A 14,665-nucleotide genomic window follows, 5' to 3' on the forward strand; every position below is an offset into this window, starting at 1 on the left:
ACGGTTATTCGACAATCACCGCCTCCGCATATTGTAAAGTGGATGCATTGAAAAAGCCTAGCGCAAAGTCTTCAGGGTCACCTTTTCTAAAAATGTTTCCAACCACAGCTGCCGGTGGAGGGTCGAATGGACTACCTACCTGCACAGTTTGTTGCTGCAAAATTGCCAAGAAGTCGAAGTAATCTCTCGTTATACTTCCTAGCTCAATTTTGTAAGTGGTGCCCACCGGTTTTGGTCCATCTACCGTAAGAGCAGGTACCGGAGGTGTGCCGAAGGAAAGTCCATCGCTAAACTCATCCTCAAAAAATTGAAGATCGAATGGGGTATTTTGAATCGAGTCATTTCGCCAAGCGCGAAGTCGGTAGTTATCACCCACACCAGCCGGTTCTGTAAAGTGAGCGGCTACGTAGTATCCTTCTTCCTGGAAAGGCGCCGATTCTCGGTATTCAGAGAAAAATGAGTCTATCGGAGGACATCGCTTGATCTCTTCATCTCGAGAAACCCATTCGCCTGCGTCAAAGTATTCATTACCGTCGAATACCTCTATGCTCAAATGGTACACACTTCCCAAGCTACCCACGTGGCTTCCGTAGTAATAGCCGGCAGCGGTGTCAGATTCAATCAAAGAGTCAACACGGGTGCCATTCTCAAACAAGATGATGGATACGTCAGAAACCCCGGGAACCTCACCCGCGAAGTAGGGTGCCGTTGCGAAAACTTGGGCCTCTACAGGGAGGGTGTCGGTAACTCGACCGTTTACGATTAACCTCGGTGGAGTATCTGGAATGTCAAGCTGAATAACTTCTTCACAAGAAATCAGCCCGAATGCAACTGCTATAAGTAGGAGTACCTTTTTCATGATTAGAAGCTGAAGTTGTAAGTGATGAATGGAATTGGGGCCGCAAAAATACTGAGCTGTACGGCTTGCGGTTGAGCCGTTTCAACATCTTGCCTAAAGAAGATACTGTACGGGTTGTTTCTGCCGTACACATTGTAAATCCCGAAGGAAAGGCTCTGTTCCCAATACTTAGTGCTTTCAAGTACGTAGGTGGCGCTCAAGTCTAAACGGTGGTAATCTGGAATACGCGCGCCATTTCTGTTGCTGTATACTGGATAGAATATTCCTTGGTATTCGCTAAGTGCATCTGGATAAGTGACTGGTCGGCCTGTTTGATACGCGAAGTTCAAACCGATGTCCCATTTGTCGGATAGCTGTGCATTCAGAACGATGGACAGGTCGTGCGGCTTATCAAAGTTTGCCGGGTACCAGTCGCCACCATTAATTCTAGTTGCGCGGAACTCACCTTCTACCTTTCTCTCCGTGCGCGCAAGGGTGTAACTCACCCAACCGGTTAACCAACCCGACTTCTTTTCAATCATGAACTCTAGACCATATGCGCGGCCATCGCCAAATAGAAGTTCCTTTTCAATGTTGTCTTGGAAGATCAAATCTGCGCCATCCTTATAATCTACAAGGTTGTAGAACTGCTTGTAGTAGGCCTCAACGCTAAATTTGATTTTGTTGTCCATCAAGTTTCTGAAGTATCCAATCGCAACCTGGTCGGCCATAGCGGGCTCAATATACTTTCCAGAAGGGCGCCACACATCTACCGGAGTAGGGCTGGTGGTATTCGAAATCAAATGGATGTATTGTCGTGTTCGGTTGTAGCTCAACTTTAACGATTGGGTTTCATCAATCGTGTAATTCACGGCTAACCTCGGCTCAAAGCCGTTAATGTCAAAGTATGAGGCGATAACCTCATTGTTGTCGTACGTAGTAGAACCTACAACCGTGCTGTCATTTAGGATGGGAGCGCCATCTTCATAGTCGAGTACGGTACGCGGACCGTAGTTAACCATACCCGAGTATCGAAGTCCGGCTGATATCGTGAAAAATTCGTTGATCTTCCACTCATCGGCTATAAAGGCAGCTGCTTCAAAAGCTTGTTCATTTTGGAGACTCGTTTCAACGATTCCCGTAATCTCACCAGGGTAGAAAACATACGTGGTGGTGTTGATGCCGAAGTCAACCGTGTGGTTGTTGTTGGCATACCATGTAAAGTTCATGTTGCCGATGTAGTTTCGGATCCGGCTATCTAGGTTAAAAGATGTGGCCTGGTCTTCTGGCGTGCCGATGTTGTACGTGTAATCCGAATAAACACCGGTGACATTCATGAAGAAGTCGTCGCTTACGATATAATTCCAGCGCGCCGTGGTGGTGAGATTACCCCATCCAAAGTCAAATAGTTCGCTGAAGCCAAGTACATCGCGACCGTAATAGGCCGAAAGGAAAACACGGTTGCGGTCGTTAATCTTGTAGTTGATCTTGGCGTTTAGATCGTAGAAGTACAGCTTCGTGCTAGCGATGTCTTCGTTGGGCGAGAGTGGAAGGAAGATGTCCAGATAGGATCTTCGTCCCGCTACCATGAAGGACATTTTATCCTTGATGATTGGACCTTCGAGGGTGAGCCGGCTTGAAAGAAGACCAATGCCTCCGTTTCCGGCGAACTCTTGATTGTTCCCTTCTTTCTGGCGAACGTCCAAAACTGAGCTTAGCCGCCCACCATAAACCGATGGTATGCCCCCTTTGTAAAGCTTCACATCTTTAACGGCATCTGCGTTGAAAACACTGAAGAATCCGAAGAGGTGAGAGCTGTTGAATACAGGCGCCTCGTCGAGGAGAATTAGGTTTTGATCCACGTTACCACCGCGGACGTTAAACCCGCTAGCACCTTCGCCGACCGTTGTAACTCCCGGCAAAAGCGTAAGTGAACGGATTACATCAGTTTCTCCAAGTAGCTGAGGGATTTTCTGAATCTCCTTAGATGATAGGGTGGTTACCGACATCTCCGTATTGGTGATGTTGTCGTTGTCCCTCGTTTCGGTCACCACTACTTCATCAATTTGCTTCGCTGAAGGAATCAGCCTGAAGTTGTGTTGAATATCGACATCACCACTTCTTACTAGAAGCGTGTCATTTCTAAATCCGAGGTATGAAACCACAATGCGGTGTGAACCTGGGCCGATTTTGAGGGAATAAAAGCCATAGGGATTTGAAGCTGCTGCACCTTCTCCGTCGAGATCTCTCACACTGGCTCCGATGATGCTTTCACCTGTGGTGGCATCGGTAATGGTTCCGCTGACGGAAACATCGCTTTGAGAAAAAGCTAATGTGCTAGAAAAGAGTGCAATCGACAGGCTGGCTAGTCGATTCATTTTTGTGTTGGTTGTTGTTTACCACAAAGATGCAGTAAAATGTTATAAATCGGCGTCAGTGTAAGTAGCAATCACTTTAACCAGATATTGGCTATAAACGCTCAACAAACGATTGTGTTCTTGCGTTATTTTACGAATTGCCAAAAATTGCGCTTTTACCTCACTGAACCCTTTATTTTTCGGTAGTAGCGCATATAAATATTACCTTCACGGCACTATGAATTTGGAAACAATGAAGAAAGGAGCCATTCGTACGGGTATTACAATCGCAGGGGGAGCAGTATTGCTTACCGCCCTCGGTTTTAGCCTGTTGGGCTCGGGTCAGACGAAAGACCAACTCGTGATGCAAATCGTAAACGACGCGCTCGTTAATTCGCATTTCGAACCAAAAGATATCGACGACAACCTTTCGGAAGAGGTGTTTATCTCATTCCTCGATAATGTGGATGCTGGGAAACGCTTTTTTATCGAAGCGGATGTGGAATCACTGGCTACCCATAAAACAGAACTCGACGATCAGTTTAGAGCGGGTAGTTCGGCCTTCTTCGACGAGGCTTATACCCTTATGAAGAAGAGATTTGCGGAGGCTGAAGGGTATTATAAGGAACTCCTAGCTAGTCCCTTCGATTTCACAATTGATGAAACATATGACACCGATTTCGAAGCAGATGACTGGGCGGCTGATGAGTCTGAACTAAAAGACCGTTGGAGACGTCAGCTCAAGCTTCGTATCCTCAGCAGGATTTACACCGATAAGCTGGATGCCACAGAGGAAGAGCCGTTTGATTTCGACGCGTCTGAGACAAAGGCCCGTGAACGCGAGCTTGAGGTGCACAACGAATGGTTCAACAACCTAAACGACATGCAGCGCATGGAGTGGTTCGGTGCCTACTTGAACGCATTTTCACTTCAATTCGACCCACACACCGAGTACTACCCCCCTCGTCAGCAAGAGAATTTTGAAATTCAAATGACTGGTCAGCTTGAGGGTATCGGCGCACAATTGCGTGTGCGTGGCGAGTATGTTACCGTAGAATCTATTGTTACAGGTAGTGCTTCATGGAGACAAGGCGATCTTGAGGAGGGCGACAAGATCATGAGAGTTGCGCAAGAAGGCGAAGAAGCTATCGATGTAGTGGGGATGAGTATCAATAAGGTGGTTGATATGGTTCGCGGACCGAAAGGGACCGTAGTTACTCTTACCGTGAAGAAGAAGGACGGCAATACAATGGAAATTGCCATCGAACGAGATATCGTTGAACTCGAAGCGACTTTCGCTAGAAGCGTTGTAATTGGCGAGGAAGAGAAAATCGGATATATCCGCTTGCCAAAGTTCTACGTCAATTTCTATGACAGTGAGAACCGCAACTGTGCTGATGACGTGAAAGCCGAAATCGAAAAACTCAAGGCGCAGGATGTCGATGGAATCATTTTCGACCTCAGAAATAACGGGGGTGGCTCGTTGCAAGCGGCCATAGATATCGTTGGCTTGTTCATCGACCGCGGACCAGTCGTTCAAGTGAAGAACCGCCGCGATGGAGCCCAAACTTATTCGGATTACAACAGTGGAAGTACATATGACGGTCCACTCGTTGTGATGGTGAACGAAGGTTCAGCTTCAGCCAGTGAAATTGTAGCTGCAGCGATTCAGGATTACGGCAGGGGAGTGGTAATCGGACCACAAAGCACCCACGGAAAAGGAACGGTACAGAATGTATTCGAACTCGATCGCGTAGTTGGAAGTCGTTTTGCTGATCAAAAGCCTCTAGGTGCCATTAAGGTTACGACTCAGAAGTTCTATAGAATCAATGGACATACTACTCAACTTCAAGGCGTGGAGCCTGATGTGGTTCTTCCGTATGCTTACAAATACATCGCTTGGGGCGAGAAAGAGTATCCTACCGCACTCGAAGTAGATGAAATTGCTTCGACCCGTTACGAAAGAGTTCCGCAATACGATGAATCGGTATGGAATACGGCAAGAGAGAATTCTAAAATGCGCGTAGATACATCCGCAAAGTTTGCTCGAATTGAAGCGTATGCCAAGTGGCTTGAAGACCAACAAGACGAAACCGTATTCAATTTGAACTGGGAAACCTATCAAGCTGATGAGGAGCGAAGAGATGAAGAGGCCAAACAGTGGGATAAACTCACCCGAGTAGAAGACAGCCTATACATCTATCCTCTTCCGAGTCATCTCACGATGTTTGAGAGCGATTCAGCCAAAGAAGAAGAATACAAGAGATGGTACCGTGGTTTGAGTCACGATCTATATTTGCGTGAAGCTAGCTACGTCATGCACGACATGCAATGAGAAATGAGCGCCTAAGCCGAGTGTGGAAACACCCCCTTGGGCGCTTTTCTATTGCGCTCATCGGTTTGTTCATGCTGGTGTCAACCCTTGGCTACCTCATCGTTCCAGACCCAAGCCCTTCCGCTAACACAATGCATCTGGCCTTAGCCAATGCTCCTATGGGGACGGAGATGAAAGTTCTGCGAATCACCGATCCCACCATGAACGTCTCCACCGGCTTCTTCGAACGCTGGTTTTTCGGGGATCCTACGAGAACCAGAGAGTATCTTATTGAGGAGCTTCGACCATCAGAGAAGCAAATAGACTACAAAGAATACCTTGGCGTGGGTGTGATTTCAGAGGATTGGGAATCCATTCAGCTGGCAGAAAACGAAACGTATGAGGTTGTCGATCGAACATATTGGCTAGGAACCGACAAGTATGGTCGCGATTTACTTTCAAGGTTGATTCTTGGGGGACGTGTTTCCATTGCGGTAGGCTTTATTTCCGTTTTAATTTCCCTCCTCATAGGCATTCCACTCGGGGCACTAGCTGGGTATTATGGCGGCTGGATAGACAAGTCCGTCATGTGGCTCGTAAATGTCGTTTGGTCGGTGCCCACGTTGCTCATGGTAATTGCGCTCACCTTTGTTCTTGGCAAGGGTTTTTGGCAAGTGTTTGTTGCGGTCGGACTTACCATGTGGGTGGAGGTCGCACGTGTGGTAAGGGGGCAGGTGATGGGAATCCGACAAATGGAATACGTTGAAGCCGCGAAAGTCTTGGGTTATTCATCCACCCGGATTATTGCTAAACACGTTCTACCAAATGCCCTCGCCCCTGTGATTGTTATCAGTGCTGCAAACTTTGCTTCGGCCATTCTCATGGAAAGCGGATTGTCATTTCTAGGTATTGGGGCACAACCTCCAATTCCGTCGTGGGGCGGGATTATCCGAGATCACTACGCCTATATCATCACTGGAGAAGCGCATCTTTCGCTCTTGCCAGGCCTTTGTATTATGCTACTCGTGCTCAGCTTTATGACCTTGGGCAACACCCTACGCGATGCACTCGACGTTCGGGCCTCATGAATTGGGTGATTCTTAAATCTGAATCGCAACCACTTCCTCCCGTAGAAGCTGCAGATGACGAAGGCATGTTGGCCATAGGAGGTGAGCTTACCCCCTCTAGACTTTACGAGGCGTATTCGAAGGGAGTGTTTCCGTGGTATAGCGAAGACATGCCCGTCATGTGGTGGTGTCCGGACCCTCGAATGGTGTTGTATCCCTCCAAGCTCAAAGTTCAAAAAAGCATGCGCCCCTTATTGAATAAAAAGGAGTTTCGTGTTTCCATGAATACAGTTTTTGAAGCGGTCATCCGAAAGTGTGCTGAGGTCGAAAGACCAGATCAAGATGGCACGTGGATTATAGATGAGATTGTGCAAGCGTATACAGCATGGCACAAATTGGGCTTCGTGCACAGCTTCGAAGCTTGGAAAGGCGAACGCCTTGTGGGTGGGTTTTATGGGGTCCGAATTGGAGCCATGTTCTATGGAGAATCTATGTTTGCTGAACTGCCAAACGCCTCGAAGTACGCTTTCATCAGGGGTGTGAACTGGATGGAAACTCAAGGCATTCAATTAATCGACTGCCAAATGGAGACCGAACATTTGAAGCGTTTTGGTGCTGAGCTGATTTCTCGAAGTGAGTTCATCCTACAAATGAAAAGGGCCCAGAATGTGGAAATCCCAAATTGGACAGAACTAGAGGAGTTGTAACTTGTTGCAATATCATGAAGTTCAAATACATCCATCTCTTACTGCTTGCGGTTTTCATGTTGACCGCTCAACAACTCTTGGCGCAATCGGCCAATTTCGATGAGTTTAATGCCGACAGGATGCAAATGACCCGAAACGGTATGCTTGTTCTCGGATCTTGGGCAGTTGGAAACATGGCAGTAAGTGGTATTGCTGCGGGCCGAACAACGGGGGAGGACAAGTACTTCCACCAGATGAACGTGTATTGGAATATCGTTAATCTCGGCATAGCCGGCGCGGGATACTACGGCGCGCTGGGCGATGCAGCTGGATTGAGCTTGGTAGAGACACTTAATGAACAGCATTCCATCGAAACCATTCTCCTATTGAATGCTGGGCTCGACGTTGCCTACATGGCGGGAGGCGCTTGGATGATTGAGAAATCAAAAACTGCTAGTGCGAATGCGGAACGATGGAAGGGCTTTGGTCGCTCTATTGTTCTTCAAGGTGCCTTCTTGTTTGTGTTTGATGTGAGCTTTTATGCCGTTCAGGCCAATCATCGATCGGACTGGTTTGAAGAGAATGTTGCGGCAATGAATGTATCCCCAGCAGGATTCTACGTCTCTTTCAATCTAGATTAGAAAACGGCTAGTGTTACGCTGTAAACGAGTACGCCCACACCCATTAAAATGAGCGTGTATGGCAAAATGTCTCTGGCTTTTAGTTTTGTGATTCCCAATAGAGGTAGAGCCCAGAAAGGCTGAAGCATATTTGTGAGTTGATCGCCGTATGCCATGGCCATGATGCTTTTTCCTAGGGGCACATTTAAGGACTGTGAAGCCTCCACCAAAAGCGGCCCTTGAATAGCCCATTGTCCGCCTCCACTTGGAACAAAGATGTTTATGATTCCAGAGGACAAAAGTGTGGTGAATGGGAAGCTTGTGGCGGTGCTATTCTTAATGAGACTTGACGCTACGATGCTCACTAGCCCAGAGTCTCTCACCAATCCCAATATCCCGAAATAGAGCGGAAATTGAATTAAGATTCCCGCAGAGCCGCTAATGGCTTCATCGAGTGCTTTGGAGAAACTTTTGAGCGAACGATGCGCCGCAAAGGCTAATCCAAGTAGTAGGAAGTTTATGTAATCAGGAGTGATAATGCCCAAGATGTTTGTGGACCTTGCTGCGCTGTAAATCGCAAGAAGAAGGAAAAGGACTCCTAGGCCAGTTCCCACCCAAGTGCTTTTGTCAATATGCTCTGCACCAATCGTTTCAGGTTCTTCATTCTCCATAGTCACATTTCGCGAAAATGATGGGGGGATCGAATTAGAGACGTATTTACTCAATACCCAAAGCGTTATACCCACTGCAAGCAGAATGGCTACAGATGCGAAGGCATTCATTGAGCTAAAGGTTGTTTGATCTAGGAGTACTTGCGTGGGGACATTCGATTGACCGGTCAGCTCGGCGAGATGTCCAGCTTGATTGGCCTTAAGCGGTGCACTTCCAGAAATGCCACCATGCCACACCATCATCCCTGCGTACCCCGCTGCCCCAATAAGAGGATAGGAGATAGGCATTTTTCTGTGATGGGCAGATTCCGCGACCTTCCGAGCTAGGATTGCGCCGAAGATGAGTCCGAGACCCCAGTTGAAAAGTCCAACCATCATCGTGAGAATTCCAACAACTACAGTGGCTTGAGTACCGTTAGCAATTTTTGAAACGACGGAGTTTATCAGCTTTGTGGCGATTGGGCTAAGCGCGAGGATGTGGCCTAGAACCAAAATCAGCATCATTTGAATAGTGAAGGCGAGAAGGCCGCTTTGCCAGAGGCCGTCCTTCCACATTAATGCTAGATCACCCAAATACGTAAATGTTGTGGCTTCGCTTGGTTTGGTGACAAAATAGGCAGTCACATAGGCCACGGCGGTAAGTATAAAGGCTATGGCTAGCGGACTGGGGAGTAGTCGGCGAAAAGTGAGTTCGAACTTCTGGGTGAAGGAGGACATTAAGTGTGGCTTTGAAATATCAGCTATTCCGATGCAACTTAATGATAAAAATACGAGCCCTTCCAAATTTTGAAAGGGCTCGTGTGGTTATTCAGGTTTTTGGGTGACCAGAGCTGTAGAAAGACCGAGTAGAAATTGGGTAGCTTGATTCTGAACGTAATCGGCATTTGCGTTCACGTCGGAAAGGGAAAAGCTAAGAACCGTGTTATCGTCGGGCAGCTTATATCCAATTGAGAAGCTCCATTTAGATTCAGTCGAGCTCGAAAATGTTCCGCCAGATCCGTCTTCGTTTAATTGAATTTCAGATAGCCCTAGCTTACCCACATATTCCCCTTTTATGAGAAGCCTCTGTGAAGGAATATCAAAATAGATTCCAATGCCTGCGTCAAAGAACAATGGATTGTTCGCGAGAAGCACTGTAGGGTCAAAAGAGTAATTCGAAACCCTAGTGATGAAGGACAAAGCGTATTTGGATTCACTTTTGTCAATCCACTGATGCGTATAATCTAGCCATATTCCCCAGCGCTCTACGTTTGAATAGCTAAACGAATTCTCCGGGAAATCTAAACTGAACGCCCCTGCGAGTTGAAGGAATGAGCCGTTCCTTCGTGCGGCGTTCAGCGAGGTTGGAGTTGTAGGAACCTCAATTTCAGGAAGGATTTCTTTGAGTCGAGTTAAGGCGTCAGAGGTTGGTCCGGCCATCAGTTTTTGGACCTCGCTTCTTATGTCCTCGCGAAAACTGCCATAGTATTGTTGTTCGGCCATCGCGCGGTACTCACTCGAGATGCTGTCTTTTCCAGCGTCTAGCATAGACTCCAAATCTGTAATCATCGCTTTTAGGTTGTTTTTAGCTCCTACAGGAATAATCTCATTGTGATATTTCTCCGTAATAGACCCTCCGTATAAATAGGTTTGAAAACCAATACCCATTCTTGAAAAGTTTCCGAGACTGTCGTTGGTGACTTGTGTTGAGGCTATTGATATTTTTAAATCGCGGTAAAAGTTCGTGTGGTCAATTTCATCTATCTGATAGATAGGGTTAGAAATGTAGTAGGGCGATAATTCAATAGCAAGATCGGAGGGTACTGTTCCATTGTTAGCAATGATGGGTGAAATCAGGTTTGCGTAGATTCCAGCGTAATTGCCTGGTTCACTGAATTCAGATGTCTGCACTCCAATAATCGACATGCCTGGATTTGAAGGTAGTGTGACGTTTGAATTTGACTGTGCGAGTGCCATGACGGTTGACATCGTCATTAAAAGCACTAGGTAGAGCTTTTTCATTTGATGTCAATTACAAGTTTTACAGTAATGGTCTGTGCCTCAGATATAGGGAAGTTATTCGACTGATGTGCCGGAGTGATTTCTTCATCATTCCACTTTGTGATGATCTTAGCTTCCTTTTTGTCGAACTCCTTGATGGCTACAAGAAGTTTTAGTGTCTTACCCTTGAGGTGTTCAGCTCTTCCCAAGTTGCCTTTCCATTCTGTCTTGTTATCGAGGGGTAATGGAGTGGGTGATATTTCTCCCCACAAGACGTTGATATCTCCAAAGTGCCAAGGGATGAGGACGGAGATAGTATTCTCTTCATCTCGAGCGACTACCGAGTATTGAAATACCTTATCTATCATGACGGAATAATTTAGGTTGGCAAATAGATTCCGTAATGTAAGAAGCTGTGAAACAGTGCGGTAGGGTATTTTTACGTATTTGTCTAGGTAGAATTACCCTTTTTGAATCGCAACTATTCAACAACCCACGTGAAGGACTCGGTTGTCGTGTTTCCGTTCGAAAGCTCGAAGGTCATGAAGTAGGTTCCGTTAGAAGCTGAATTGAACTTAACGATATTCGTGCTCTCTGGATACGCCATTTTTAGAATGACTTGGCCGTTCATGTCATGTATGGATAGTGAGTCAGCCTTCTGTTGAATATCGCCGAGTAGCCGAATTTGATTTCTCTCCGGCTGTGGCACAACAACCGCAAATCCGAATTTAACTTCAGGCTCCGCCCATGAGATATTCGTTTCATCCCTAAACACCACTGCGTTTGGCGTGATGAGATTGGCCGTTCCCGAAGGCACTATGTCGCTGATAAAGGTGCCATCAGATTGGTACATCTTCACCGCATTTGTGGATCCATTTCCTAACAGAATATTGCCATTAGGCAGCGAGTCGACCCCTTCTGCATGGAAAATTCCTGTGATAAAATTTCCCACAAAGGCACCGGTAGAATCAAATCGCTTCACCGCCGTGCCGTCGTAATCTACCACGAGTAAGTCTCCATTAGTATCAAACCAAATGTTTGTTGGACCTTGGAGGTTTGAGCTTACGAAGTTCCCCTGACTCACACCGGCGGTGTCGAATTGCTCAACCTTGTCTCCATTGTAGGAAGACACATAGAGGTTTCCATGTATATCCCAGTCTAATCCAATACTTTGGTTCACCCCAGTTTGGGTAAAGTCGTCGACGAAATTCCCGTTGAGGTCGTAGCGTTTCACCTTGCCTGTACCACTCCATTGAAGTACATAGAGTAGGCTATCTGGACCAATCTTCGTTCTTGTCGGACCGCTAATTCCGCAGGCAAACGATTGAATGAAGTCACCCGTCAAAGCATCGTGAATATTTATGCAACCGCTACCTAAGTTTGAAATGAGAACTTGGTTTCGGTCTTCCAAAAAGAGGATGTCCTGAGGCCAATTGAGAAACTCGTCGATAAAAACGGTGGGATTCTGACCATCATCGTCGACCCGAAGTATTTGCCAAGGAGGGTTGTTGAAGTTGCCGGCGTCACTAATGTAGATTCCGCCAGACTGGGCCGTGAGTGTAATTCCGGCACAACTAAAAATGAAAAGCACTAGAACTTTCATGTTGAGGTTGATTAGAGTTGAAGGTTGACTCTAAGTTAACGAAAGTCAGGCTGTTGAGGTTAGTGCTCTTCCTGGCGCTTAACAATGACGAATTGTAAAGTTCACATTGAGAAGCGATTATACAGGTTTTATTGACACTGTGTTAACGTTGCCCTTACGTCCTCCGCATAGCTTCGTAGCATTGTCTTCAACCGTTCTGTAGTCCCGCTTATGCGGGATGGAAAAGGCGCCCTGTCAGGCGCCTTTTTTCTTTTAACAAGAGCAGAAAGTGATGACCACAATCTTGAGTCCGATGTATTCAGACAACAAGATCTCTAGGTGAACCGAAGTCTGTTCCTCCAACCTCTGCATCTCTCGATTAATCGCATCGGTTTGAGAATGATCGGCTTCAACCATCTTTTGATGTAAGCGCTCATACTTGGAGTCGTAGAGAGCAGATAGTTTTTCAAATTCAGTCCAGAAATTCTCGATTCCCTCATTACTTGCATGAGATTGAATGGAATATTCACAGAGTTCGGCAGATAGAGTGGCAGTTCGCGTAGGGGGCGAATACAACCAATCCAAATCGTCGGCATCCACTTCCGATAAGATTTGATCGCCCCACAGATAGCTCCAATCGATTGTGTTCGCTATTGAAAATGACTGTATTGAATCGATGTGTATGGAATCCTCAACGACGAGAAGATAGAGGGTATCCATCCAGGGAACGTGTGTGTACTCGACAAGCTCCTTGTGAAAGTGAAAGTATTCCTGGTTGGGGCGTGGGTCCAGGTAATAAGTCAACCATCTCGGCTCATCCATCTTATCCTCCGGTATTCCGGCTGTTGTGTTGATATATGCGCTTACCACTCCAGCTTTTGTGTTCAGTTCAAATTCGAAGATGGTGGAATTGTACTCGGCACGGACGAGTATGGAGAACAGTAAGGCGAAGAGGACAGCGACTGATTTCATGAGGGATGCTTCGTTTCGGAAAGGTAGCCAAGAATCGAGCTACAAAAAAGGGAATAAAAAAAGCCTCCAACATTTCTGTTAGAGGCTTCTGTGCGGGCGAAAGGACTCGAACCTTCACACCTTGCGGCACTAGATCCTAAGTCTAGCGTGTCTACCAATTTCACCACGCCCGCATTGCGTTGGGGGTGCAAATATATATACTTTCTTATTGTTTGCGCATGAAAATTTAAACTTCCAGCAACAGCTTTGTTATTTTTGGGGTCTTAAACCACAAGAATATGCTTCGCATAGATCCTAAAGAGGTGGAAACCCGCGTGTTGCATGGTCATTTGCTCAGTGCAGTTTCTCCTCGACCAATTGCCCTTGCGAGTACGGTTGACAAAGATGGGAACGTAAATCTCAGTCCGTATTCCTTTTTCAACGTGTTCAGTGCAAACCCTCCCGTGGCGATTTTTTCGCCTGCAAGAAGGGTGCGAGACAATACGACAAAGGATACCCTTGCCAACGTCAAGGAGACGGGCGAAGTGGTTATCAATATCGTGAGCTACGACATGGTGCAGCAAACCAGCCTGTCGTCAACCGAGTATGGAACCGAAGTAAACGAGTTCGTTAAGGCTGGGTTTACCGAGGCGCCGAGTGAGATGATTAGTGCTCCGCGAGTTGCTGAATCTCCAGTGCAATTGGAGTGCAAAGTTCGCGAAGTGGTGAGCCTGGGTGACCATGGCGGAGCCGGAAACTTGGTGATCTGCGAGGTGCTCTTAATGCACATCAACGAAGCCGTTCTCGGTGAGGATGGAAAGATTGACCAACATAAGATTGATACGGTTGGTCGCCTTGGAAAGAATTGGTACGTTCGAGCCTCAGGAGATGCACTCTTCGAAGTTGAGAAACCGCTATCAACATTGGGTATTGGTGTGGATCAGATTCCTAAGAGAATTCGCGACAGCTACATCTTGTCAGGGAATGATCTCGGAAAGCTTGGGAATGTTGAGAGGCTTCCACTCGATGCAGAGATTGAAGAGTTCTCCACACACCATCGTATTCAGTCTATCATGTCTGAGACAACCGATGGACTTGAGCGACGTGAACTGCTCCATCATTACGCAAAGGAGCTCTTGGAAGAAGGAAAAGTTGAGAAGGCGTGGAAAGCACTTCTCGTGGACAAATTAAATAGGACATAGAATGGAATTGACAGGAACAGTCAAAAAGGTATTCGACGAGCAGCAAATTAGCGCGAGCTTCAAAAAGCGCGAGTTGGTCATCACAACAGAGGATCGTTACCCTCAAACCATCTTGATTGAGTTTACGCAAGACAATACAAGCTTGCTTGACCCAATCAAGGAAGGACAGCGTGTAACGGCTTCAATCAACATCCGTGGGCGCGAATGGCAAAGCCCTAAGGGAGACATAAAGTATTTCGTGAGCCTACAAGGCTGGAAGATTGATGTTGATCAACCAGGTGGTGGTGCTTCGCAAGAGGAGCCGCCAATGGATAGCTACACAGCTGCTGATTTCCCTGCAGACGACCAAGAAGACGATTTGCCTTTCTAAGCTGAATCGACACGAACTAAAAATCCC

13 protein-coding genes and 1 tRNA gene are annotated in these 14,665 nt (G+C 46.7%); 6 read left to right on the forward strand and 8 right to left on the reverse strand.

Annotated features, from left to right (window positions below):
• Nucleotides 1–4: 4 nt before the first annotated feature.
• Complete coding sequence (locus F8C67_RS05255) at nt 5–859, reverse strand: DUF4249 domain-containing protein (protein ID WP_151666759.1); 855 nt, start codon at nt 857–859, stop codon at nt 5–7.
• Between the two features lie 2 nt (nt 860–861).
• Nucleotides 862–3,216 carry a TonB-dependent receptor gene (locus F8C67_RS05260; RefSeq protein ID WP_151666760.1) on the reverse strand — a complete coding sequence of 785 codons (2,355 nt, stop codon included), beginning with the start codon at nt 3,214–3,216 and terminating at the stop codon, nt 862–864.
• Between the two features lie 217 nt (nt 3,217–3,433).
• Here F8C67_RS05260 and F8C67_RS05265 point away from each other — a divergent pair, with 217 nt between their 5' ends.
• The 4 genes from F8C67_RS05265 (at nt 3,434) to F8C67_RS05280 (ending at nt 7,903) form a co-directional block, all read left to right on the forward strand.
• Nucleotides 3,434–5,530 (forward strand): carboxy terminal-processing peptidase, encoded by a 2,097-nt coding sequence (locus tag F8C67_RS05265; protein WP_151666761.1) that lies wholly within the window; start codon nt 3,434–3,436, stop codon nt 5,528–5,530.
• A 71-nt stretch (nt 5,531–5,601) separates the two neighbouring features.
• Entirely contained in the window at nt 5,602–6,597 is a 996-nt protein-coding gene (locus tag F8C67_RS05270) for an ABC transporter permease (RefSeq protein ID WP_223277517.1), read from the forward strand.
• Nucleotides 6,594–7,283, forward strand: coding sequence for a leucyl/phenylalanyl-tRNA--protein transferase (gene aat, locus F8C67_RS05275; protein WP_151666763.1), 690 nt, complete (start codon nt 6,594–6,596; stop codon nt 7,281–7,283). Before F8C67_RS05270 ends, aat begins: the two co-directional genes overlap by 4 nt.
• Nucleotides 7,284–7,297: 14 nt before the next feature.
• A complete protein-coding gene (locus tag F8C67_RS05280) occupies nt 7,298–7,903 on the forward strand; it encodes a DUF6992 family protein (RefSeq protein ID WP_151666764.1) in 606 nt (201 codons plus the stop codon).
• Here the strand turns inward: F8C67_RS05280 and F8C67_RS05285 are convergent.
• The 6 genes from F8C67_RS05285 to F8C67_RS05310 form a co-directional block, all read right to left on the reverse strand.
• Complete coding sequence (locus tag F8C67_RS05285) at nt 7,900–9,270, reverse strand: TIGR00366 family protein (RefSeq protein ID WP_151666765.1); 1,371 nt, start codon at nt 9,268–9,270, stop codon at nt 7,900–7,902. The genes F8C67_RS05280 and F8C67_RS05285 overlap by 4 nt on opposite strands.
• Nucleotides 9,271–9,357: 87 nt before the next feature.
• Nucleotides 9,358–10,554, reverse strand: a complete 1,197-nt coding sequence (locus F8C67_RS05290) for a hypothetical protein (RefSeq protein WP_151666766.1) — start codon at nt 10,552–10,554, stop codon at nt 9,358–9,360.
• Nucleotides 10,551–10,901, reverse strand: coding sequence for a hypothetical protein (locus F8C67_RS05295; RefSeq protein ID WP_151666767.1), 351 nt, complete (start codon nt 10,899–10,901; stop codon nt 10,551–10,553). The genes F8C67_RS05290 and F8C67_RS05295 overlap by 4 nt, the downstream gene beginning before the upstream one ends.
• Nucleotides 10,902–11,014: 113 nt before the next feature.
• On the reverse strand, nt 11,015–12,136 hold the full coding sequence (locus tag F8C67_RS05300) for a T9SS type A sorting domain-containing protein (RefSeq protein WP_151666768.1): 1,122 nt from the start codon (nt 12,134–12,136) through the stop codon (nt 11,015–11,017).
• 252 nt (nt 12,137–12,388) lie between these two features.
• Nucleotides 12,389–13,087, reverse strand: coding sequence for a hypothetical protein (locus tag F8C67_RS05305; RefSeq protein ID WP_151666769.1), 699 nt, complete (start codon nt 13,085–13,087; stop codon nt 12,389–12,391).
• A 91-nt stretch (nt 13,088–13,178) separates the two neighbouring features.
• Nucleotides 13,179–13,260: transfer RNA gene (locus tag F8C67_RS05310), tRNA-Leu, on the reverse strand.
• Nucleotides 13,261–13,365: 105 nt separating this feature from the next.
• On the opposite strand from F8C67_RS05310, the gene F8C67_RS05315 reads away from it, so the two are divergent.
• Together F8C67_RS05315 and F8C67_RS05320 are read left to right on the forward strand one after the other, a co-directional pair.
• Complete coding sequence (locus F8C67_RS05315; protein WP_151666770.1) at nt 13,366–14,268, forward strand: flavin reductase family protein; 903 nt, start codon at nt 13,366–13,368, stop codon at nt 14,266–14,268.
• Nucleotide 14,269: 1 nt separating this feature from the next.
• Nucleotides 14,270–14,638: a DUF3127 domain-containing protein gene (locus F8C67_RS05320; RefSeq protein WP_151666771.1), complete on the forward strand. Its 369-nt coding sequence runs from the start codon at nt 14,270–14,272 to the stop codon at nt 14,636–14,638.
• Nucleotides 14,639–14,665 lie beyond the last annotated feature (27 nt).

The sequence above is a fragment of the Phaeocystidibacter luteus genome, assembly GCF_008933115.1.
Classification (GTDB): Bacteria; Bacteroidota; Bacteroidia; order Flavobacteriales; family Schleiferiaceae; genus Phaeocystidibacter; species Phaeocystidibacter luteus.

What these genes read in the sequence shown, in the direction of transcription:
- F8C67_RS05285 (WP_151666765.1), bottom strand. Translation starts at nt 9,270, where the DNA reads ATGTCCTCCTTCACCCAGAAGTTCGAACTCACTTTTCGCCGACTACTC.
- F8C67_RS05320 (WP_151666771.1), top strand. Translation starts at nt 14,270, where the DNA reads ATGGAATTGACAGGAACAGTCAAAAAGGTATTCGACGAGCAGCAAATT.
- F8C67_RS05295 (WP_151666767.1), bottom strand. Translation starts at nt 10,901, where the DNA reads ATGATAGATAAGGTATTTCAATACTCGGTAGTCGCTCGAGATGAAGAG.
- F8C67_RS05315 (WP_151666770.1), top strand. Translation starts at nt 13,366, where the DNA reads ATGCTTCGCATAGATCCTAAAGAGGTGGAAACCCGCGTGTTGCATGGT.
- F8C67_RS05305 (WP_151666769.1), bottom strand. Translation starts at nt 13,087, where the DNA reads ATGAAATCAGTCGCTGTCCTCTTCGCCTTACTGTTCTCCATACTCGTC.
- F8C67_RS05265 (WP_151666761.1), top strand. Translation starts at nt 3,434, where the DNA reads ATGAATTTGGAAACAATGAAGAAAGGAGCCATTCGTACGGGTATTACA.
- F8C67_RS05255 (WP_151666759.1), bottom strand. Translation starts at nt 859, where the DNA reads ATGAAAAAGGTACTCCTACTTATAGCAGTTGCATTCGGGCTGATTTCT.
- F8C67_RS05270 (WP_223277517.1), top strand. Translation starts at nt 5,602, where the DNA reads ATGCTGGTGTCAACCCTTGGCTACCTCATCGTTCCAGACCCAAGCCCT.
- F8C67_RS05260 (WP_151666760.1), bottom strand. Translation starts at nt 3,216, where the DNA reads ATGAATCGACTAGCCAGCCTGTCGATTGCACTCTTTTCTAGCACATTA.
- F8C67_RS05280 (WP_151666764.1), top strand. Translation starts at nt 7,298, where the DNA reads ATGAAGTTCAAATACATCCATCTCTTACTGCTTGCGGTTTTCATGTTG.
- F8C67_RS05290 (WP_151666766.1), bottom strand. Translation starts at nt 10,554, where the DNA reads ATGAAAAAGCTCTACCTAGTGCTTTTAATGACGATGTCAACCGTCATG.
- aat (WP_151666763.1), top strand. Translation starts at nt 6,594, where the DNA reads ATGAATTGGGTGATTCTTAAATCTGAATCGCAACCACTTCCTCCCGTA.
- F8C67_RS05300 (WP_151666768.1), bottom strand. Translation starts at nt 12,136, where the DNA reads ATGAAAGTTCTAGTGCTTTTCATTTTTAGTTGTGCCGGAATTACACTC.